This is a genomic window from bacterium (genome assembly GCA_040755795.1).
Lineage (GTDB): Bacteria > UBA9089 > CG2-30-40-21 > CG2-30-40-21 > SBAY01 > JBFLXS01.
This window is the reverse complement of sequence record JBFLXS010000712.1, coordinates 1-1250: the sequence shown is the minus strand read 5'-3', so window position 1 is coordinate 1250 and position 1250 is coordinate 1. Positions and strand designations below refer to the sequence as shown.

General features: G+C 39.8%; 1 protein-coding gene. It reads right to left on the bottom strand.

Features of this window, described 5'->3' with window-relative positions; translation table 11 throughout:
* A partial coding sequence (locus tag AB1414_21125; protein ID MEW6609915.1) for a hypothetical protein occupies positions 1–1250 on the bottom strand: 1250 nt, incomplete at both ends.

The window sequence follows — 1250 nt, the reverse complement described above, 5'->3', positions numbered from 1 at the left end:
CCTGCTCAGTTGTCGATGTCGCCCAGACCATGAAATCAGGATTTGGCTGTGTGCCGGATGGAGGATTGCTTATTGCAAAACGCTCGCCTTCTGCCTGGGATTGAAGAACAGTCCCGTTTGAGTCGAGTAATTCATAATCCACCAACCAGATACCCAAAGGATCCCCCAGTTGAGAGTTATAAGTTGTAACTATATTTGTCCCCTGACCTGAATCAAGAGAAATGGGTTGAATAGACTCATTGATTTTGTTCCGATCCGGGTCGAGTATAACAAATCTTACCTGACCGGCATTGGATTGAGAATTATTTCTAACTGATACCTCAATATTAATAGCCTGCCCGGGCTTTGCTTCCGGCAATGCTTGAGGTTTTTTAGCCCACGCAACAATATCGCGAATTAACGCACGTCCCTGCGCACTGGATTGCCCGTTACCATACGCCCAATCCTCATACATGGTTGTGGCGATTACCCATCCCTGGCCGTATGGATACATTATCATCGCGGGTTCGTTATTTTTGGTCCTTCGCAAAAGAACAGTTGTGGAATCAGGATAGCCTGTAAAGTATCCATCTACACTGGCTGAAATCATGTTTGAAATCTGCCCTGATAAAATCTGATGCCATTGATCGATATAAATAGCATTGGAAAAACATCCTTGATCTTCAAGCCAGCCATAAGCTGATATTTGTTCCCCTCCAGGTAAAGATGAATATTCATACCCGTGCTGTTGAGAAAGGCAAACAATTGTGCCACCAGAAGAAACAAATTGTGCAAGGTTGTCTTTGAATTGCTGGGAGTTGTCTAAACCAGATAAACCGCCACCCGGAATAACTAAAATCGTATTTGATGTCCATTCAGAAGGGGAAAAATCATATTGGACGAATACTGATGGTTCTTTGAAACTACTCATTAAAGATGAACTTGCTTCTTTCCAACCATTCTCTAAAATACCTATGTCTGGTGTAGTCCGAAATTCTTCAGTTAGTTGTCGTCTATTATATTCAATCTGAAGATATACGTCCCAAATTTCATTATTTAATAAATTTATATATGTTGTATCTGGAATCTGGTTATCAGGTAGGTTTAAATAGTAATTATTCTTTGTTTTAATATTTTCCAAAAGGGAGTTATACAATAAAATTAATTTTTTATCTTTTTGGGTCGCTAAAGGAACATAATATAAAAACTCTTGTTCTGAAGGATAGTTAGCATCTGCTACACTAAATGACTCATCTGGATGATCACCAGGA